Below are 19,452 nucleotides of genomic sequence, written 5' to 3' on the forward strand. Positions count from 1 at the left end.
CTCAGAGGCGTGGTTGACCCCGGCGGCCGCGGAGTGGTGCGCGTCCGCGTGCGCCCCGGTCAACCCGCGTCCCGTACCGCCGGAGTCCGGCCGATCCAGTCGGCCAGGGGCACGGGGTCGGGGGTGGCTCTGTGGGGCGCGGTCGTTTGTTCGTAGACGGCGCGGACCAGTTCCGGATGGGCGAGGAGGGCGTGGGCGGCGATGGGTTGACCGGTTTCGGCCAGTGCGAGCCCGAGGCCGGCCCAGGCCGACGCGGAGCCGGGGTGCTTGGCGAGGACGTCCCGGTAGCCTCGTACGGCCTGGTCGGCGGAGCCGCGCAGCAGGTCGACGTCGGCCGCGGCCAGGGTCTCGGGCCGGCCGTCCTGGGTCGATCCGAGGACCGCCCTCTGTTCCAACGCGCCGGAGTCGGCCAGCAGTACCCGTCGCAGTTCGCTGCGGAGGTCGGGGGTACCGGAGTGCGGGTCGGGGCGCAGCGAGGGCCGCACCACGCGGGCGGTCTCGGGCTCCGCGCCGCACCGCCATGCGTCGGCCACGACCGCGACCTGGTCGGGGGGCAGCCGTAGGTGCCGGGCTCGCCACACCGCGCGCAGGTCGGCGGTCTCGGACCGGGCCAGCGCAAGTGGGCGTCCCGGCACCGGCTCGGCGTGCCAGGCCGAGGTCTCCTCGGCCATGCGGGTGACGAACAGCCGTCCGGCGTCGGTCAGTCCGCTCGACTCCAGCAGGGCTTCGAGGGCGCCAGCGACCGCGTCCCGCCACACGGCGAACTCGAAGTGCGCCAGGTCGGCCGGGGGACCGCCGAGCGCCCCGCGCTCCACCCGCCAGAAATCCGCCACTCCGGCGAACGCGTAGGTGCCGTGCAGCAGGCCCGACAGCGGCCTCGGGTCGCCTCGCCAGGGGGCGTAGTGGAGCGGACCGTCGTCCTCACAGAGCGGAAGCTGGTGGAGGAGTGCGTTGAGGACGGAGTGCCGTGCCTCGTGCACCAGCGTGACGGCGAGTTCCGTGGCGTCGGTCGGCAGCGACAACAGGGCGCTGCCGACCGCCTCGTTGTAGGAGGCGCTCGCGGTGCGGAACCGGGAGTCGGTCGGTAACGGCACCACCACCCGCAGGGACTCGGTCAGCAGGCTCGCCGCCCGCGGGTGGCGGCCGTGCAGGACCTCACCGGCCTCACCCAGCAACCGCCGCCAACGGCGTGTCTCGGCGCCCGCCAGGCCCGCCGTGGAGGCCTGTGCCAGGTCCCCCCGGAAATCCCGGTAGGGGTCGCCGTCCTCGAGTACCAGCGGCGGATCCTGGGGCCGGGGGCTCCACGAAATGCGGTGCGACGGCTCCCACGCGCCGGACGGCTCGCGCAGATCGACGGGCAGACTCATCCGCCGCCCGCCGACGACAAGCCCCGCCGGGCCCTTCCCCGGGTGCGGAGCGGTCAGGGTCACGACATCCGGCGACTGCGCTCCGGGGCCGTCGGCGGCGGTCGCCGGAAGCCGGAAGCGGCCCAGAGTGGGCAGCGTCAACAGGGCCCCACGGACCGGTAAGCGAATCGTTCCTTCGACGCCGGCGCGCAGGGCTCCGGCGGCCGCCAGGCAGTGCAGGTACCCGGCCTCTGCCCACAGGGGCGTCGTGGCATGGGGATGTTCACCCGAGAGCAGTCGCTTGAGCGTACGAACGGCCCAGATCCCGGTGCCGGGGTGCTCCAGCAGGTCGGCGACCACGTCCGGGCGGGCCTCCTCCACGCGCAGCAGTACCTCCAGGGCGGCTGCGGGAGGCAGGGGCGTGCCGGCCAGTGGCTGCCGCGCGGATTCCACGACGGCACGCAGCATGAGCATGCGTCTGCTCCGCTCGACGGCCCACAGCCGACGGGCGGTGCAGGGTCCCACGCGCCCGACGGCCAGGTCGTCGAGGTCGGATCTCGGGGTGCGATGCTTGCCCAGCACGGCACGCGAACCTGAGGACGGCTGGATCATGTGGTGCTAGGACTCATCGCCGTCACACTCGGCGGCCAGATAGGGGCTGCCCGCACCACCGCTGGCGCTCTGGAACGCCGACCTCTCGTCCAGGTGACGTACCAACGTCCGCAACGCGTCCGCGAGCAGGGGGTCGTGCAGGGTCATCACCCCGTGGAGCCCACATCGGCTGAGATCGACCAGATCAGTTTCGAACTCGGTCGCAGTAGTCGTCACGTCCCGGTGCCCCCTAGTCGGCGCGTCGCGATCGCTTGCAGCACATCCACAGGCTTCCTTTCATACTGACCCTTCGATTGCGTCACCGAAAGGGCACCCTGAAGCCACATGAGCCGGAAGCGGGACGTTGGAAGGGTTAGTTCAGGCCACCGCTGCGCCGCCGCGAGGGGAGGTGGGGCAGGGTTGGTCGGACATGGCGGCGGGCACAGAGAACCCGTCGGAACGACGGAGCGGGACGGGGGGACACTACCGTGGGTGAGTTGCTGCGTTTCGAGTTGGAGGACGGCGGGTCCGTCGTTGCCCAGATGGACCACATCGGCGGCGGGGTCGTGGACGCGACCGGCGCGTCCGACTTGGTGGCTCGGGCGACCAGTTCGTTCGAGGGGGCGTTGGAAGGCGTGCGCCGCGCGGCGGCCGTCACGCTGCGCCGCATGAGCGAGTTGCCCCAGCGCCCGGACGAGGTCACGGTCCAGTTCGGGATCCAGTTGGACGCGGAGGTGGGAGCGGTCATCGCGCGTACCGGCGCGCAGGGCCACCTCCAGGTGCAGGTGACGTGGCGCCGTACGCCTTCGGAGGACGAGAGCGACACCGGCTGACGCCCGGGCGCAACCGGCCGCGCACGCGGGACGCCCGCACCTTCGACAAGGGCGGCACGCAGTACGACCGGCTCCGGCTGCTGATGGGCGACAGCGTCGTGACCTGCCTGCACGCGGACCACCGTGGACAGCGCAGGCTGTTGCAGCGCGCATTCCGACCGTCCCGCGTCACCGGTCACACCGAACTGATGGGCACCCATTGGGCGAGAGCCTGATGAACTGCGTCCTGCTCCAGCTCCCGCCTACGACCTGCTCTTCGGGCAACCGCCACCGGGCTGACCACCACCGGTCGTCAATCGCACCGACGGAGCCAGCGCGACAGGCTCGGAGGAACGGAATCCGGGCAGCTCCGGGGATGCCGGGCAACTCTGGTACGCCTGTTCAACCAAGCAGCGGAATCTGGACACCGCGGGGAGGTGACCACTGCACTGGCAGGCGAGGAAGAGCAGGCGAGGAAGAGAAGGGGAAGGAGCAGTGGGTTCAGGACGGTGGCGCTGGCCGCGAGCGTGGCTGTCGCTGCGAGGACGTCCTGCGCTTCTCGACGAGGGCAGGGGTGACCTGGGCGCCGCGGTCGGCGATGTCGTAGGCGTCGTTGTAGCCGGGCTTGTGGTTGGCGGCCAGTTCCGCGCCGAGCGCGGCCTCGATCATCCTCAGCTCCGCTGCCCGGCCGAGTACCGGGCGCAGACGGCCGGTCAGCCAGACGACGGTGATGCCCAGCAGCGCGCGCAGGCCGGTGGCGGCGATCACGGCCAGCTGCGGGGCGGCGTCCCACAGCCGCTCGGTGATAGCCCCCTCGGAGATCAGCGCGGTGATCGTGCCCGTGACGACCAGGAGGCCGAGGGCCGCGAGGACGCCGGTCCCGATCCGGCACACCAGCAGGCCGATGATCGCCGCCGCGGTCCACGCGCCAGACCCTCTGTGCCGAGTGCGGCACAAGCGAGGGCACACGCCGCCCCATGGCGCGGGAGGTCAGCAGGGAGCCTCCACTCGCCGCGGTAGAGGCATCCTCCTCTCGAACACCGGCTTCCTGCGGATCGTCATCCGGCGCGGTCCCTATCAAACACACGTCATTCGGTCGTGCTGGGGAGCCCGCTGTTTCCTGCGTCAGAGAACCCCGCGGGCGTGGGACCCCTGGCCTGGCTTGGAACGGATGCGGACAGGAAATGGCCGAAACGTCGACACCGCCCAACAGCGTGCGGCGGGCCATCACGGTCGCCCCTCCTGGCCGGGATCTGGTTCGCCTGCAGCAGCCATGGTGGCTCACACCTGCGGGCGCGAGGGTCAGCCCGGTGAGGTGTTGCCTTGGTGCGGTGGACCAGGGGGATGCGCCGAGGGGGCAGTAGAAGGTCCAGAAGCCTTCGGGGAGGTAGGCAGGGTGCACCATTGCGTTCTCCCTTTGCGATGATCCAACGGCGTGGGAGACCGGTGGGCGCTTCGACATCAGCGGTGCCCCTGATGGGTCAGTGGTCGCGGCGGGTGATCAGGTCGGGTGAGCCGCCAGCTCTGTCGAGGTCGACTTCCTTGGGCGCCGGCCGATCGATCCGATGTACCGGACGGCGGTTGACCGCATGGGCTATGGCAGGGGCTCGTCTCTCGGCCATGTGCTCGACCCGCAGCTGGACTCTTTCACCAAATGCGTCCCGGTCGGGTGAAGGCTGGCGAGTGCTGCGTCTATCCACCGGCGGAGGGAGCGACCATACCGGTAATGGGTCATCCCGAGGTAAAGGGTCTCCGTGTGAACCCGCCGATGACCGCCGCACATTGGCCAGGTCCACTCCGCCGACCAGCAGGCCCGGGCCCCGCGAGGTTGTCGCCAGCCCTGCCGTGGTCGTCGCCACGCCGCTCCGACGCACCAGAAGGCACCCGCGGCCGGTTCGGTCACCACGTGGGCCGCGAGTAGGCGTCGTACGAGCTGAGCGGTCAGTTGACAGGGGAGGAGGCCGGCAGGTCCTGGTCGGCGGCCCACGAGGCGAGGATGCGCAGTCGTTCGTGGGTGGGGGAGCCGGGTTCGGCGGTCCAGACGGTCAGATTCTGGTCGGGGTCCGTGTTGGCGGTGAGGGTGTCCCAGTCCAGGACGAGTTCGCCGACGACGGGATGGTTGAGGGTCTTCGTGCCCACGGTGCGGGCGGCGACGTGGTGATCGCCCCACCACTGTGCGAACTGCTGGTCACGCAGGGACAGTTCACCGACCAGTTCGATCAGGCGGGGGTCCTCGGGGTACTTCGCGGCCTCCATGCGCAGCTGGGCGACGGCGATGTGCGCCGAGCTCTTCCAGTCCGCGTACAGGGTGCGCATGGCGGGGTCGGTGAAGATGATCCGCGGGTAGTTGCGGTGCTTTTCCGGGATGCCGGAGAAGTCGGTGACCAGGGCGGCGGCCAGCGCGTTCCAGGCGAGGATGTCCCCCCGCCGGCCCTGCACGATGGCCGGGGTGGCGGTGAGGTCGTCCAGGACCCGTTGCAGCTGCGGCTGGACCTTCTGCCGGCCACGGCGCCGGGTGCGGGTGGTGGTCTTGCCGGCGAGCTGGAAGAGGTAGCCGCGCTCGTCGTCGTCCAGGTGGAGCACCCGGGCGAGGACATCCAGCACGGGCGCCGACGCCTGCATACGGCCCTGTTCCAGACGCGTGTAGTAGTCGGTGCTGATGCTGGCGAGCTGGGCGACCTCCTCGCGGCGCAGCCCCTCCACCCGGCGGGGCCGGTCGGTCTCGGGCAGACCGACCGTGCGCGGGCTCAGCTCGGAGCGACGCTTCTTGAGGAATTCTCCCAGCTCATTGAGGGGAACGTTGGCGGTCATGGTTCCCAGGATGGCATCGATCGCACTCGCGTAAGGGGGGAGAATTTCCTCCCCGGATGTTCTTCTCCCGGGATGAATCCCTCCGCTTTTCGCGCCTGCCCCCGCGTGTGAGGCTCGATATCGGGCAGCCGGTTGCCATCACCGGCTGCGGCTCACCGACCCTCGCACCGAAGGAAGCACCCCATCATGCGCGGAGCAGTCATCTACGCCCCCGGCGACGTGCGCTTCGAGACCCTGGACGACCCGAAGATCCTCCAGCCGACCGACGCTGTGATCCGTACGGTCGCCACCTGTGTGTGCGGCTCCGACCTGTGGCCCTACCGCGGAGCCGAACCGGTGGACGAGCCTCATCCGATGGGCCACGAGTACGTCGGCATCGTCGAGGAGACCGGCAGCGAGGTCACCCACGTCAGGCCGGGCCAGTTCGTCGTCGGTTCCTTCGCCACCTCGGACAACACCTGCGCGAACTGCCGGAACGGCTGGCAGTCCTCCTGTCTGCACCGCGAGTTCATGAGCACCTGTCAGGCCGACTACGTGCGCATCCCCAACGCCCACGGCACGCTGGTCGCCACCGACGAGCACCCGGCCGGCGAACTCGTGCCGAGCCTGCTCGCCGTCTCCGACGTGATGGGCACCGGCTGGTACGCCGCCCGCGCCGCCGAGGTGAAACCCGGCTCCACCGCCGTGGTCGTCGGTGACGGGGCGGTCGGCCTGTGCGGTGTCATCGCGGCCAAGGAGCTCGGCGCCGAGCGGATCATCGCCATGTCCCGGCACGAGTCGCGGCAGAAGCTCGCCCTGGAGTTCGGTGCCACCGACATCATCAGCGAACGCGGCGACGAAGGCATCGCCCGCGTCAAGGACCTCACCGAAGGGATCGGCGCCGACTCGGTGCTGGAGTGCGTCGGCACCGCCGAGTCCATGCGGCAGGCCCTGCACTCCACGCGCCCTGGCGGCAACGTCGGCTTCGTCGGCGTCCCGCACGAGGTGGCCGTCGACGGCCAGGAACTCTTCTTCTCCCACGTCGGCCTGCGCGGCGGCCCCGCCCCGGTGCGCCGCTACCTGCCCGACCTGATCGACCGCGTCCTCTCGGGCCGGATCAACCCGGGCAAGGTCTTCGACCTCACCCTGCCCCTCGACCAGGTCGCCGAGGGCTACCAGGCGATGGACGAGCGCCGCGCCATCAAGGCCCTCCTCAAGCCCTGAGGACAGACGCGTCCCCACCTGTGGCCGCACCGAGGCGGTGCGGCCACAGGAGCGGAAACCACCCCGCCCACTCAAGGACTGACCATGACGACCTTCGCCCTCGTCGGCGCCGGCCCCGGTCTCGGGCTGGCCACCGCCCGCCGCTTCGGAACCGCCGGCCACACCGTCGCCCTCGTCGCCCGCGACGCCGAGCGCCTGCAGGAGATGACCGCCGAGCTGGCCCGCGACGGCATCCAGGCCCGCGGTTACACCGCCGACGTCCTCGACATCGAGTCCCTGACCGCGGCGCTGCACACGGCCGCGGCCGACCTGGGCGCCGTCGAGATCCTCCAGTACAGCCCCGTGCCCCGCGCCGACTTCATGAAGCAGGTCCTCGACACCAGCGCCGACGACCTCGACGCACCGCTCGCCTTCTCCGTCAAGGGCCCCGTCACCGCGGTGCACGCAGTCCTGCCCGGCATGCGCGAACTCGGCCGCGGCACCTTGCTGTTCGTCAACGGCGCCAGCGCCGTACGCCCCAACCCGAGGGTCGCCGGCACCTCGATCGCCTTCGCCGCCGAGAGCGCCTACGCCCGCATGCTGCACGACACGCTCGCCCCGGAGAACATCCACGCCGCCCAGCTGATCATCCCCGGAGCGATCCGGCCCGACGCCGAGCACAGCAGCCCCGAGGTGCTGGCCGAGCGCCTGTACGACATCCACGCGAAGCGGGACGGCTTCCGCCACTATGCCGAGCCCCTGCCCGACTGACGTACGGACGACACCATGACCTCGGCCACCCTCCGCGCCGTCGCCCGTGCCGCCATGGCCACCACTGTCCTGCTGGCCGCGGCGGCCTGCGGCGACACCTCGTCGGTCTCCCCGCACAAGACATCCTCCGCGTCCTCCGCCCGCCAGCAGAAACCGACGGCCGAGGCACGCACCACACCGTCCGACAGGAACACCGCCATGGACATCCGGGTCACCCTCGACGGCCGCCCCGTCGACGCCGCCTTGAACGACAGTCCGGCCGCCGGTGACTTCGCCGAGCTACTCCCGCTCACCCTGGATCTGGAGGACTTTCACCAGACGGAGCGGATCGCCGACCTGCCGCGCAAGCTGACCATCTCGGGCGCTCCCGAGCCGCGCGCGCCGAAGGCCGGCGACCTGACCTACTACGCGCCCTGGGGCAACCTGGCCCTCTTCTACCGCGACGGCGACTCCGCCAACCCCGACCTGCTCATCCTCGGCCACATCGACGCCGACGCCGACCGGCTTGCCGGGGCAGACCGGATCACCATCGAGGCCGCGCCCTGACCCGCCCCACCGTTTGCCCCTGCACGAAGGGGGGAGGAGATCCTCCTCTTTTCGTCCGGTTCGTCGCATGGGACCGTCGAAGAGGTGGCCGCGCCCTCCACCGTCCGCGACGGCCTCAGCCGCCACCATGATCCACCGATTTCCACGCAAGGAGAGACGCACGTATGCCTTCCGCGTCCGGGACCACCCCCGGCAAGCTCCCCTTCGTCGTCTGGGTGCTCGCCGCCGGCACGTTCCTGATGGGGACCACCGAGTTCGTCGTCGCCGGCCTGCTGCCGGATCTGGCCGGTGACCTCGGCGTCAGCGTCTCCCACGCCGGCCTGCTGATCACCGCCTTCGCCCTGGGCATGATCGTCGGCGCGCCGACCATGGCCATGGCGACCCTGCGCCTTCCCCAGCGCAGGACGCTGATCCTGGCCCTGTCCGTGTTCTGCCTCGGACATCTGGTCGCCGCCCTCAGCACGTCCTTCACGATCGTCCTCGCCGCCCGCGTCGTCACGGCCCTGGCCACCGGGGCGTTCTGGTCGGTGGGCTTCGTCGTCGCCACGACCGCCGCGGGACGGCACAACGCCACCCGCGCCACGGGCGTCATGATCGGCGGCCTGACCCTCGCCAACGTCGTCGGCGTGCCGGTCGGCTCCTTCGCAGGCCAGTTCACCGGCTGGCGTGGCCCCTTCTGGGCGCTGGCCGTCCTCTCCGGGCTCGCCGCCGTGTTCATCGGCCGCTTCATCCCGGCCCGGGAGCAGCGCGTCGAGGTGTCCCTGCGGGCCGAGGTCCGGGCGCTGCGGCAGGGCCGGCTGTGGCTGGCGCTCGGCGCCGCGATGCTGATCATGGGCGGTGTCCTGGCGACGTACACCTATGTCACGCCACTGCTGACCGACCGCGCGGGCATCCCCGAAGGGGCCGTGCCGCTCGTCCTCATCGCGTTCGGCGTGGGCGCGCTGGGCGGGACCACCACGGGCGGCCACCTGGGTGACCGGCGTCCGATGGCCACCACCATCACGGCCGCCGCGGCCACCGCCGTGGTCCTCCTCCTGATGATCCCGCTGTCCGGCAACCCGGTCACGGCCACGCTCCTGGTCTTCCTCATGGGCCTGACCGGTTTCACGGTCAACCCGGTGGTCACCGCGCTGGCCATGCGCTTCGCGGGCGATGCGCCCACCCTCACCTCGTCGCTGACCACTTCCGCCTTCAACACCGGTATCGCAGCCGGATCGGTGATCGCGGGTGCGGCCCTGGACTCCTCCCTCGGCCTGACCGGACCGCCCCTGGTCGGCACTGTCATCGCCGCCCTCACGCTGCTGCCCCTCATCGCCCTTGCCGTCCAAGGCTCGACCGGCAGGGGCCGGATCCTGGCCCGGAGCAATGCGCCCACGCACGCGCCACGCGACGAACCCGCGCAGGCGCCGTCGCAGAACTGACTCGAGCCCGGATCCGCGTCCTGCCGATCCGAACCGCCCGACGCACCAGCGAACAAGAGGGCTGCGCGCATGACGGTGAGCAGCGCGCGCTTCAGCGGGAAGGCGGCCTCCCCGGACGGCCTCCGAGAGACCGCACGGCCCAGCGAGGAAGCGGGCGGACAGGCGCCGATCCCTCGTCTCGACGGCACCGGCGATGACGGTGTGCAGTCCCACGCAGATCATCCAGGCATCCCTGACATGCAGTTTTGCCCCACATTCCCCCCACCTCAAGGGAGAACAGCAGTGAATCCCACGTACGACTTCACCGGCCAGGTCGCCTTCGTCACCGGCGCCGGCGCCGGTATGGGCCTGGCTACCGCCCGCGCGTTCGCCGAGGCCGGTGCCGCCGTCGCCCTCACCGACATCGACGAAGCGGCCCTGAACGCCGGCGCGAAGGAACTCACCGACGCCGGCCACCAGGCCCTTGCCCTCGCCTGTGACGTCAGCGACGAGGACCAGGTCGCCGCCGCCGTCGACCGCACCGTGGAGACCTTCGGCCGCCTCGACATGGCCTACAACAACGCCGGCATCCAGATCCCGCCCAGCGACGCCGCCGATGAACCCGCCGAACGCTTCGACCGCGTCAACGCCATCAACCTGCGCGGGGTCTGGGCCTGCATGAAACACGAACTGCGCCACATGCGCGCCCAGGGCAGCGGCGCCATCGTCAACTGCTCCTCCCTCGGCGGCCTGGTCGGCCTCCCGGGACGGGCCTCCTACCACGCCTCCAAGCACGGCGTCATCGGCCTGACCAGCAGCGCCGCCCTCGAATACGCCCCGCGGGGCATCCGCGTCAACGCCGTCTGTCCGGGCACCATCGACACCCCGATGGTCAGCGACATGATCGCCAAGGGCGAGCTCGACCGTGCCGAGGCCGAGGCCAGCCAGCCCATCAACCGGCTCGGCACCGCCGAGGAGATCGCCCAGGCCGTCCTGTGGCTGTGCAGCCCCGGAGCGGGCTTCGTCATCGGCGTCGCCCTCCCCGTGGACGGCGGATACGTCGCCCGCTAGAGCCGCGGAACCGGGGAACCGGCGGCAACCCACGCATCGACAGCACCGGAGAGACATCATGGAATTCATCAAGCAGCAGCCCAGCAGCAAGGCCCCGGCGGACTGGTTCACCGGCGACGTCTGGTGGGACGTCATCGTGGCCGGCCAGGCCCCGTCCAGGATGCGCGCCAACCTGGTCCGCTTCTCGCCGGGCGCCCGCACCAACTGGCACTCCCATGTCCTGGGGCAGACCCTGCACGTCGTTTCCGGGATCGCCCTGATCGGCACCCGGGACGGCACCGTCTTCGAGGCCCACCCCGGCGAGACCGTCGCGTGTCCGCCGAACGAGGAGCACTGGCACGGCGCCGCCCCCGACCGGTTCATGGAGCACATCGCCCTGTGGGAGGGCACAGAAGACGGCTCCCCCGAGACCGCCTGGGCCGAGCCGGTCACCGACCAGCAGTACAACGGCCCGCGCACCCGCAAGCAGTAGTCCCGGCCACGCGAAAACGCCTCCAGGACGTCGGCCACCCGCTCCTGACGGAGCGTAAAGGGGGAGAAAAGTCTCCCTGCCACGGGCGGTGCCGGTGGTGCGAGACTCACGACGTGAGCGGTCGCCGCTGCCGAAGCGCGCGGTTGCCCCATTCCCCGCGGTGACGACGATCCCACTCTCCCGTCCCGCTGTTGTGTACGGCCGATCCGTCCGCGATACGAAGGCGTACGTATGTCAACTGAACTCCCCGAGCCTGCCGCTCCACCCCCCACCGGAGCCGGCGAATCCGCCCCGGCGCCCACCCGGCGCACCTTCATCGCCACCAGCACCGCCGTCGTCGCGGGCGGCGTGATCGGAGGCACGTTCCTCGCCGATCCGGAGGAAGCGACGGCCGCCGAGAGGCCGCCGTCCAGCCGCGTCTCTCTGACGGTCAACGGCAGCCGCCACACGGTGACGGTCGACAACCGCACCTCGCTGCTGGACCTGCTCCGCGAGCACCTCGGGCTCACAGGCTCCAAGAAGGGCTGCAACGCCGGCGCCTGCGGGGCCTGCACGGTCCTGGTCGACGGTCAGCGGCACAACGCCTGCCTGACGCTCGCCGTACGTCTGGAGGGCGCCGCCGTCACCACGATCGAGGGCCTGGCCGAGGGCGATCAACTCCACCCGCTGCAGCAGGCGTTCGTCGACCAGGACGCCTTCCAGTGCGGCTATTGCACCCCCGGCCAGATCGTCTCCGGTGTCGGCTGCATCCAGGAGGGACACACCGGCTCGCCGGAGGAGATCCGCGAGTGGATGAGCGGCAACATCTGCCGCTGCGGCTGCTACGTCAAGATCGTGCGCGCGGTGGAGCAGACCGCGGGCCGGAAGTGAGGGCTTGATGCATCCCTTCTCCTACACCCGCGTCTCCGACACCCGTGAAGCCCTCAACACCGGTCGCGGCGGCGGGCGTTACATCGCCGGTGGCACCACCCTGGTCGACCTCATGCGGGAGACCGTCGAACGCCCCGAGACCCTGGTCGACATCAGCGGTCTGCCCATGCGCGACGTCACGGTGACCGAGCGCGGGGGTCTGCGGATCGGCGCCCTGGTGACCATGTCCGAGGCCGCCGCCCACGCCAAGGTGCGCACCCTGTATCCCGTCGTCTCCGAGGCGCTGGAGCTGAGTGCGTCGGCCCAGCTGCGGAACATGGCCACCATCGGCGGCAACATCATGCAGCGCACCCGCTGCACGTACTTCCGGGACGTGAGCGCCGACTGCAACAAGCGCGAGCCCGGCTCCGGTTGCGCCGCGCTGCACGGCGTCAACCGCACCCACGCCATCCTCGGCACCTCCGACGCCTGCGTGGCCACCCACCCGTCCGACGCCGCCGTGGCCTTCGCCGCCCTGGAGGCACGGGTGCACCTGCTGAGCCCGGAAGGGGCACGTCAAATCCCCTTCGCCGACTTCCTGTTGCGACCCGGCAGCACCCCACAACATGAACAGGCGCTGCGCAGAGGCGAGTTGATAACGGCGGTCGAGATCCCCGCTCTTCCGCGCCCGCTCAGGTCCGGCTATCTGAAGGTGCGTGACCGTCAGTCGTACGAGTTCGCCCTGACGTCGGCGGCCGTCGCGCTGCACATACGCGGCGGGGTGATCCGCCAGGCCAAGGTTGCCGCCGGGGGCGTGGGCACCGTGCCCTGGACACTGCCCGCCGTCGAGCGGCACCTCGTCGGGGAACGCCCCTCGGGGGCCCTGTGGTCGGCCGCTGCCGCCAAGGCGGCGGACGGCGCCCGTCCCCTGCAGCACAACCGCTTCAAGGTCGAGCTGCTCCAGCGCACCGTCGAACGCCAGCTGCGCGTCGTAGGAGGTACCAAGTGAGCCCTCAGCCGCAGGCAGCCGTGGGTGCGCCGCTGTCCCGGGTGGACGGCCGGCTCAAGGTCACCGGACAGGCGCTGTACGCCGCCGAGCACGACGTCGACGGATCCGTGCACGCCGTCATCGTCGACGCGGCGATCGGCCGCGGTCGCATCACATCGGTCGACAGCGCCGCCGCCGAAGCCCTTCCGGGCGTGCTGAAGGTGCTCCACCACCGCAACGCGCCGAAGCTGCCGTACCGCGACAACTCCGGGTCGAACAATCCGCCCGGCCGGCGACTCCGCGTCTTCCAGGACGATCTCGTCCGCTTCCACGGCCAGCCGGTCGCCGTCGTGGTCGCCACCACCCTGGAGGCCGCACAGCACGGCGCGAGCCTGGTCGAGATCGGCTACGACGCCGAACAGCCCTCGACCGACCTGACCGAGGCCGAGCCGGACGAGCCGATCAACTACGCGCGCGGCGACGCCGAAGCGGCCCTGCGCTCGGCGGCCGTACGGCTGGACCTGACGTACCGCACGGCCCGCAACCACCACAATCCGATGGAGCCGCACGCCACCATCGCCCGCTGGAACGGCGACCAGCTCACCGTGTGGGACAAGACCCAGTGGGTGGTGGGCACACAGACCGAACTCGCCGCGGTGTTCGGCCTGGACACGGCCGCGGTGCGCGTCATCTCGCCGTTCGTCGGCGGCGGTTTCGGCACGGCGCTGCGCTGCTGGCCGCACGTGGTCGTCGCCGCGCTGGCCGCCCGCGAGACGAAGCGCCCGGTCAAGCTGGTCCTCAGCCGCAAGCAGATGTACCTCGGTACCGGTTTCCGGCCCTCGTACGAGTACCACCTGCGCCTCGGCAGCGACCGGCGCGGCCGGCTGTCCGCAGCGATCCACGAGCTGGACGCCGAGACGTCGTCGTACGAGACGTTCACCGAGTCCGTCCTGGCGGCCGGGCAGATGCTCTACAGCATGCCCAACGTGACCCAGCGGTACCGGACGGTGCCGCTGGATGTGCCCACGCCGCTGTACATGCGCGGGCCCGGCTTCCAGACGGCCTCCTTCGTCATCGAGTCGGCCATGGACGAACTCGCCCACCAGCTCGGCGTCGACCCGATCGAGCTGCGCCGACGCAACGAACCGAACGAGGACGAGTCGTCGGGGCTGCCGTTCTCCACCCGTCGACTGCGGGAGTGCTACGCCGTCGGGGCCCGCGAGTTCGGCTGGCACCGCCGGGATCCCGAGCCCCGCTCGACGCGTGAGGGGGACTGGCTGATCGGCAGGGGCATGGCCGCCGGCGTCTACGACACCGCCCGCATGCCCGCCCAGGCCCGGGCCCGGCTGGACGCCGACGGCACCGCGCTGGTCGAGGCCGCCGCCACCGACATGGGCCCGGGTACGTACACCTCTCAGACCCAGGTCGCCGCCGACGCCCTCGGGCTGACCGTGCGCGCGGTCACCTTCCGGCTGGGGGACTCCCTCTACCCGCCGACCCCACCCCACGGCGGCTCGATGACCATGGCCAGCGTCGGCTCCGCCACCCTCGACGCCTGCAACCAGGTCCGCCGCCAGGCGATCCGACTGGCCGTCGAGGACCGCGAGTCACCGCTGTACGGAGTGGCGGCAGACGAGGTCGTGGTGCGGGGCGGCCGACTGCACGTGAAGAACGACCCCACGCGCGGGGAGACGTACCGCCGATTGCTGGCCCGCAACGACCGCACCCACCTGGAGGCGGACGGCTCCTTCGCCCCGCCGTCGGGTCCCGAGCGGCACTCCTTCTACGGCTACAACGCCACCTTCGCCGAAGTGGCCGTCGACGCGACACTCGGCCTGGTGCGGGTGCGGCGGGTACTCGGCGTGTACGACGCGGGCCGCATCATCAGCCCCAAGCTCGCCGACAGCCAGGCCCTCGGCGGCATGGTCGGCGGCATCGGCACGGCCCTGCTTGAACACACGGTCACCGACCACCGCGACGGACGCGTCGTCAACGCCAACCTCGCCGACTACCTCGTCCCCGTCAACGCCGACGTCCCCGACCTCAAGGCGATCTACCTGGACGGCGAGGACCGCGAGGCCGACCCGCTCGGCGTCAAGGGCCTCGGTGAGCTGGTGATGATCGGGGTGGCGCCCGCCATCGCCAACGCGGTCTTCAACGCCACCGGCCGCCGCATCCGTGAACTGCCCATCACCGCCGAGGCGTTGCTCTGAACCGCGGACTTCGGTCCGGCGGAGTGCACACAGCTCGTCCGGCAGCCTGCCCCGTCCTGCCCGGAGGCTGCCGGACTTCCCAGGGCCGCCGCCGCATGACGTTTCCCCGCGTCGTGGCGGCGGCCCGCTCACCTTCCCGTCCGGTCCCGCCCTGGAGAACCATGCTGAACATCGCGGACACACTGCACCGCTGGTGCCGCGAGGCACGCCCCTTCGCCCTGGCCACCGTCGTCACCGTGCGCGGCAGCGCTCCTCTGCCGGTCGGCACGTCGGTCGCCGTGGGCGACGAAGGCGACACGGTCGGCAGCATCTCCGGCGGCTGCGTGGAGGGCGCGGTCCACGAACTGTGCCGACAGGTCCTGCATGACCGAGGTGCCCCTCAGCGCGTCTCGTTCAGCTACTCCGACGACGACGCCTTCGCCGTCGGACTGACCTGCGGCGGTGAACTCGACGTCCTCGTCCAGCGCATCGACCCCACGACCCGGCCGCACCTCGGCGACGCCCTGGCCGAGGTCGTACACGGCAGACCGGCTGCCGTGGCGCAGGTAGTCGACGGCCCTGACGACTTCCTCGGCTCAACCCTCGGTGTCTTCGGAGACGACCAGTCCGCCCACGGGCGCGTGGACGGCGGACCGGCGGACCGGGCGGTGGCCGACCGGGCCAGGGCTCTCTTGCGGGCCGGCCGCACCGCCCGCACCGACATCGGGGGGACGGGGGAGGGGTGCCCCGAGCACCTGTCCGTCCTGGTCCACGTGGCGGCCGCCCGCCCCCGCATGCTGATCTTCGGCGCGGTCGACTTCGCCGCCGCCCTCAGCCGGGCCGGCCGCTTCCTCGCTTACCGGGTCACCGTCTGCGACGCCCGCCCCGTCTTCGCCACCCCCGCCCGCTTCCCGCACGCGGACGAAGTGGTCGTCGACTGGCCCCACCGCTACCTGGAACGCACCGAGGTGGACGAGAGAACCGCCGTCTGCGTCCTCACCCACGACGCCAAGTTCGACATCCCCCTGCTGCGCCTGGCACTCGACCTGCCCGTCGCCTATGTGGGGGCCATGGGCTCCCGCCGCACCCACGACGAGCGCCTGCGCCTCCTGCGCGAACAGGGCGTCACGGACGACGACTTGGCCCGGCTGCGCTCCCCGATCGGCCTCGACCTCGGAGCCCGAACGCCCGAGGAGACGGCCGTCTCCATCACGGCGGAGATCATCGCTGAGGCCCACCAGGGCACGGGCCGACCCCTGACCCGAACCACCGGCCCGATCCACCGGGCACCGACGGCGACGAGCTGAGGGCCCCGGCCCGGGCAGCTCGGGGAACTGCTCGAGGAGGGCATGGCCGGCCCCTGTCAGCGGGACGCGCTGTCGCTCGTAACGCCCGTTTGACGCTCCGGCTGGGACGACCAGCAGCGGCGGCACGCGGTTGAGCGCTGGATCAATCGCCTCAAGCGTCACCGGGCCGTGGCCGACCTGCAGCCCCTGGGACTGCCCTGTGACAGTGCAGGTCACAGACACCCATCGAGAGCTGCGATCAGCACGGTCGCTTCGTAGCGAACGGCGAGCTTGTCGTACCTGGTCAGCCTCAATGAGCTCGTTGACCCGGTCCGTCGTTGGGCGATGCCCTGCGTTCACCGAGTAGGCCGCAGCTCCGGCTGGTCAGCTTTCTGGTGTCCCGTGTGGCTCAGTGCCGCGCGTCGACGGGATGGCAACGAGTTCGACCTCGAATTTGTCGCTGTTCTCCAGGTACGCCGCATGCTGATGTCTGCCGCCGGCGTGTGGGTGTTCGTCCGGGAACAGCAGTGTCCAGCCATGGTGTGGAGCCTCTCCGACGAGGCTGTCCAATGTGGCGGTGTCTGTTACGTGGAAGGCCAGATGATTCAGACCGGGCCGCATCCGGTCGTGGGTGCTCGCGCTGAGGGCGGGGGACTGCTCGAAGACGATGTACGTGGTACCGAGCCGCCAGCTGCAACCGTCTGGCCATTCCTGGAACGGCGTGTAGCCGATCTGTTCCAGGAGCCATCCCCATTCGGAAATGGCTCGCTGAAGATCTGGAACCCACACCTCGACATGGTGGAGGAGGCCGGCGACGAGCGGGCTCCCCATCGAGTGAGCGGATGACTGCGGCTGTGGTGGATTCATGGCAACTGGCTCTTTGGATGGGCTTGGATCTCTGCGGATGGCCGCGGCAGCGCGACGCATGTCTGGCCCTTTTGGCCAAGGGGCTGACGAGCACTGAGCCGAGCTGGGAACACTGCACAAGCACAACCAGCGGCGGCAGGGAGGTCATCGCAGAGATGTCTGTACATGATCGGTGAGCTGCGGGCCAGAGCGTGTTCTCGGGCAGTCTTCAACGAGTCTCGGACATCCTCCAGGCGCATTACACAACCGAAACACTAGCCCCTCGAGCCACGCCTAGGGTCTGTCCGTCGATCGATGCTCCGCCCTGCTCCACGCAGGTGGTGCCGTCGTCGTGCCGGCCAGGTATGGCAGTGGTGCCGGTCTGCTACCGCGTCACCGGGTCTTGGCCCGGTAAACGAGAGGATGCACAGCGACCACGGCGATAGAGATCTACTCCACGGACACCGACTCCGGACAGATTACGGTGGTGCGCAAGGACGGGCCCTCCGAGTACCGCACGCTCCAGCAGGTCGCGGTCGGTAACGCCCCGCGCGGAGGCGTGAAGTTCACCGCCGACGGCCGAGGTTTCGTGCCCAACACGAGCACGAACACCGTCTCGGAACTCGATGCCCTCACCCGGCGAGAGGTAGCACGCATCACCGTGGGCTCCGGCCCGCGCGGTCTGGGGATCGTGCCCGGCGAGCACTACCTGCTGGTGTCGAACTCCGGGTCCAACACAGTCTCCGTGGTCGACCTGGAGTCGCGCAGCGAAGTTGCCCAGGTCGCGGTGGGCCGTGACCCACGGCACATGGCCGTCACCGCTGACGGCAGGACCGCGTACGTGTGCATCTGGGGCTCCAGCTACATAGCCAAGTTGGACATCGCAGGCCTGGCGGAAGGACGCGTCGACAGTGTCCGCGAGGTCGGGCGGATCCGGATCACGCAGAACGCCCACCCGTACAGCATCAACATCGACCGGTCGGGCCGGCGCGCCTTCGTCGCGTGCAACTCCATCGCCGCGACGCCCGTCATCGACCTCGCCACGGACTCGGTCATCACAGAGGTCCCGGTCCAGAGCGACGGCGGCCGCGCGGTCGCGTTCACCCCGGACAACGAGTACGCGCTGCTGACGCTGGAGCGCGACTCGGCCATCGCAGTGATCGACATGCGTGAACTGGAGGTCACCCGCTACATCCCGGTCGGCCCCGGCCCGCGCGGCATCGCGGTCGACGAGAACGACAACACGGTGTACTGCTCGTCCTTCGCGCGGGGCCAGACGGTCATGCCGAACTCCCCGAAGTTCGCCCCGCACACAGTCACCGTCGTCCACCTGGACGGGGTCGATCTGTCCAACCAGGACGGAAACCCGCAGTACGACGAGATCCCGGTCGGGTTCGGCCCCTGCAGCGTCGCGATCTTCGATCCGGATCGCATCGCCTACGACGGGTCCAAGCTGGATGCCGCAGCGGCGAAGCTGACCGAAGGCACCAAGGCCACCGCCTGACCGTCCTGCCCTCGTTACCGGGCGGGTTTCTCCGGGCCAAGGCCTGGGGAAACCCGCCCCCGTCCCGAAAGCCAACACTGCCACGTGTCTGTCTCGGTTGCCTTCCACCGCATCCACCCCTGGGCCCTGCCACCGCGAAAGCACACGGTCGACCGGTCCCAGGGGCGCACCGATGCAGGTGTGTACCAGGAGTCCTTCCGCTACGTGCGCTCCGAGCGCCGGGCTGAGCACTGTCCGCCCTGGGTGATGGGCCAGGAACCGGGCTGGCGGATACACAGCCCCGTCGATGTCACGCTCACTCCGCTCCCTCAGACGGAAGTCGCAGCCGACGCCGAACCCCAGGAGGTCGCTCGGATCACCGGCCAGAGCGAGGTATGGGGCAGGGAGAAGTCCCAGCTCGCGGTGGGCCGCACCAACTGGCTGCACCTTTTCCAGTTCCGCACCGAGCAAGGCTGGGAGAACATGTTCCTGCCCAATGGGCAGGGCAGCGTGGAATGGCGCCTGGGCTGGAGCGCGGAGATCCCACGCGGTTACTTCCTGCTGGTCCTGCCGTCAGAGCAAGGTCCGGAAGGACTGGAGATTCCACCGGGATCCTCTCCAGCACGGTTGCCACCCGCATGGGCAAAGCGAGCGGCGGCGGCATCGCTGTCCGCCCCGGCGCGCCGGTCTCCCTTCGCCGAGGACAGGAAATCGCCCGGCTGGTGCTGCTGCATGCCGACAGCCTGCAGGCTGCGACCAGTTACCCCACCGCGGAGCTGACCGAGAATGCTTGATCTCAGCCTTGC

General features: G+C 70.5%; 18 protein-coding genes. 13 read left to right on the forward strand and 5 right to left on the reverse strand.

The features are described 5' to 3' along the window. Window positions 1-59: 59 nt before the first annotated feature. On the reverse strand, window positions 60-1,928 hold the full coding sequence (locus BFN33_RS21775) for an HEXXH motif domain-containing protein (RefSeq protein WP_176742432.1): 1,869 nt from the start codon (window positions 1,926-1,928) through the stop codon (window positions 60-62). Between the two features lie 36 nt (window positions 1,929-1,964). Further along, window positions 1,965-2,174: a hypothetical protein gene (locus BFN33_RS21780; RefSeq protein ID WP_069761743.1), complete on the reverse strand. Its 210-nt coding sequence runs from the start codon at window positions 2,172-2,174 to the stop codon at window positions 1,965-1,967. A gap of 251 nt (window positions 2,175-2,425) precedes the next feature. On the opposite strand from BFN33_RS21780, the gene BFN33_RS21785 reads away from it, so the two are divergent. After that, the gene (locus BFN33_RS21785; protein ID WP_069761744.1) at window positions 2,426-2,770 is read left to right on the forward strand and encodes a CU044_2847 family protein; all 345 of its coding nucleotides are present in this window, start codon (window positions 2,426-2,428) and stop codon (window positions 2,768-2,770) included. 480 nt (window positions 2,771-3,250) lie between these two features. Here the strand turns inward: BFN33_RS21785 and BFN33_RS54415 are convergent, their stop codons facing one another. Both BFN33_RS54415 and BFN33_RS21800 read right to left on the reverse strand, forming a co-directional pair. After that, window positions 3,251-3,643, reverse strand: a complete 393-nt coding sequence (locus BFN33_RS54415; RefSeq protein WP_256122817.1) for a hypothetical protein — start codon at window positions 3,641-3,643, stop codon at window positions 3,251-3,253. Window positions 3,644-4,690: 1,047 nt separating this feature from the next. Then, window positions 4,691-5,560 (reverse strand): helix-turn-helix domain-containing protein, encoded by an 870-nt coding sequence (locus tag BFN33_RS21800; RefSeq protein ID WP_069761746.1) that lies wholly within the window; start codon window positions 5,558-5,560, stop codon window positions 4,691-4,693. A 186-nt stretch (window positions 5,561-5,746) separates the two neighbouring features. On the opposite strand from BFN33_RS21800, the gene BFN33_RS21805 reads away from it, so the two are divergent. The 10 genes from BFN33_RS21805 (at window position 5,747) to BFN33_RS21850 (ending at window position 16,338) form a co-directional block, all read left to right on the forward strand. Then, window positions 5,747-6,763: a zinc-dependent alcohol dehydrogenase family protein gene (locus BFN33_RS21805; protein WP_069761747.1), complete on the forward strand. Its 1,017-nt coding sequence runs from the start codon at window positions 5,747-5,749 to the stop codon at window positions 6,761-6,763. Window positions 6,764-6,847: 84 nt separating this feature from the next. Then, window positions 6,848-7,513 carry an SDR family oxidoreductase gene (locus BFN33_RS21810; protein ID WP_069761748.1) on the forward strand — a complete coding sequence of 222 codons (666 nt, stop codon included), beginning with the start codon at window positions 6,848-6,850 and terminating at the stop codon, window positions 7,511-7,513. Between the two features lie 15 nt (window positions 7,514-7,528). Next, entirely contained in the window at window positions 7,529-8,059 is a 531-nt protein-coding gene (locus BFN33_RS21815; RefSeq protein WP_069761749.1) for a cyclophilin-like fold protein, read from the forward strand. A gap of 164 nt (window positions 8,060-8,223) precedes the next feature. Continuing rightward, complete coding sequence (locus BFN33_RS21820; protein WP_069761750.1) at window positions 8,224-9,480, forward strand: MFS transporter; 1,257 nt, start codon at window positions 8,224-8,226, stop codon at window positions 9,478-9,480. Between the two features lie 282 nt (window positions 9,481-9,762). Further along, window positions 9,763-10,530 carry a glucose 1-dehydrogenase gene (locus tag BFN33_RS21825; protein ID WP_069761751.1) on the forward strand — a complete coding sequence of 256 codons (768 nt, stop codon included), beginning with the start codon at window positions 9,763-9,765 and terminating at the stop codon, window positions 10,528-10,530. A 58-nt stretch (window positions 10,531-10,588) separates the two neighbouring features. Further along, on the forward strand, window positions 10,589-11,002 hold the full coding sequence (locus tag BFN33_RS21830) for a cupin domain-containing protein (protein ID WP_069761752.1): 414 nt from the start codon (window positions 10,589-10,591) through the stop codon (window positions 11,000-11,002). Between the two features lie 231 nt (window positions 11,003-11,233). Continuing rightward, entirely contained in the window at window positions 11,234-11,872 is a 639-nt protein-coding gene (locus BFN33_RS21835; RefSeq protein WP_069761753.1) for a (2Fe-2S)-binding protein, read from the forward strand. Between the two features lie 7 nt (window positions 11,873-11,879). Further along, entirely contained in the window at window positions 11,880-12,860 is a 981-nt protein-coding gene (locus tag BFN33_RS21840) for a xanthine dehydrogenase family protein subunit M (protein WP_069761754.1), read from the forward strand. Next, window positions 12,857-15,052, forward strand: coding sequence for a xanthine dehydrogenase family protein molybdopterin-binding subunit (locus BFN33_RS21845; RefSeq protein WP_069761755.1), 2,196 nt, complete (start codon window positions 12,857-12,859; stop codon window positions 15,050-15,052). The genes BFN33_RS21840 and BFN33_RS21845 overlap by 4 nt, the downstream gene beginning before the upstream one ends. Window positions 15,053-15,213: 161 nt before the next feature. Next, complete coding sequence (locus BFN33_RS21850; RefSeq protein ID WP_069761756.1) at window positions 15,214-16,338, forward strand: XdhC/CoxI family protein; 1,125 nt, start codon at window positions 15,214-15,216, stop codon at window positions 16,336-16,338. A gap of 363 nt (window positions 16,339-16,701) precedes the next feature. On the opposite strand, the gene BFN33_RS21855 is transcribed toward BFN33_RS21850, so the two are convergent. Then, a complete protein-coding gene (locus tag BFN33_RS21855) occupies window positions 16,702-17,184 on the reverse strand; it encodes a VOC family protein (protein ID WP_256122818.1) in 483 nt (160 codons plus the stop codon). 466 nt (window positions 17,185-17,650) lie between these two features. Between BFN33_RS21855 and BFN33_RS21860 the strand changes: the two genes are divergently transcribed. Both BFN33_RS21860 and BFN33_RS53215 read left to right on the forward strand, forming a co-directional pair. Continuing rightward, window positions 17,651-18,667: a YncE family protein gene (locus BFN33_RS21860; RefSeq protein ID WP_256122819.1), complete on the forward strand. Its 1,017-nt coding sequence runs from the start codon at window positions 17,651-17,653 to the stop codon at window positions 18,665-18,667. A gap of 617 nt (window positions 18,668-19,284) precedes the next feature. Beyond that, entirely contained in the window at window positions 19,285-19,440 is a 156-nt protein-coding gene (locus BFN33_RS53215; RefSeq protein WP_176742433.1) for a hypothetical protein, read from the forward strand. The last annotated feature ends 12 nt before the right edge of the window (window positions 19,441-19,452 follow it).

The organism is Streptomyces sp. LUP47B, assembly GCF_001746295.1.
GTDB lineage: Bacteria > Actinomycetota > Actinomycetes > Streptomycetales > Streptomycetaceae > Streptomyces.